Origin of the sequence: Flavobacterium sp., assembly GCF_052437795.1 — a bacterium.
Classification (GTDB): Bacteria; Bacteroidota; Bacteroidia; order Flavobacteriales; family Flavobacteriaceae; genus Flavobacterium.
This window is the reverse complement of record NZ_JBQVPA010000031.1, coordinates 1-525: the sequence shown is the minus strand read 5'-3', so window position 1 is coordinate 525 and position 525 is coordinate 1. Positions and strand designations below refer to the sequence as shown.

At 54.1% G+C, this 525-nt stretch carries 1 protein-coding gene; it reads left to right on the top strand.

The window, feature by feature from the left end; genetic code table 11:
- On the top strand, nt 1-224 hold a 224-nt coding region (locus tag ACT6R0_RS18680; protein ID WP_444667470.1), incomplete at its 5' end, for a hypothetical protein.
- Between the last annotated feature and the right edge of the window lie 301 nt (nt 225-525).

Below are 525 nucleotides of genomic sequence, written 5' to 3'. Positions count from 1 at the left end.
GCCATCGTGTCTTGACGGCAACATGCTACGTGCCATGCTCCCACACCCTGCCACAAGCTGTTTTGCGCAATGCTGATCATGATGAGGCAGCAGTGTGTTGCAACAGGGTTCCCCCCATGGAGAAGAGCTGCCTAGCAGCTGACTGCACATGGCTGGTGTGCAGTGGGCCATCATCATCATCATCATCATCATCATCATCATCATCATCATCATCATCATCATAGTTATTACATGGCGCTCACCCAAAAGGCGTTGCTGCAGCACAAATAGACTCATAAAGCAGTGCATCAGGGCCTCACTGGCCCTTGCTGTGTAGGTCCACTACGTGAAATGCGGACCCTGGGTGACGGAGGTGTTCACGTGCAACTCAGAAGCAGACACCTTCATCATCCGCAAGGCTGCGGAGTTCATTGCCAGGAAGGCTGCCAAGGTGGGTGGGGCGCTTGGGGACGCCTGCCTTCACCCTGTGCACCTTGCTGCCTACACCAGCACACATCATCATCATCATCATCACCACCACTAACC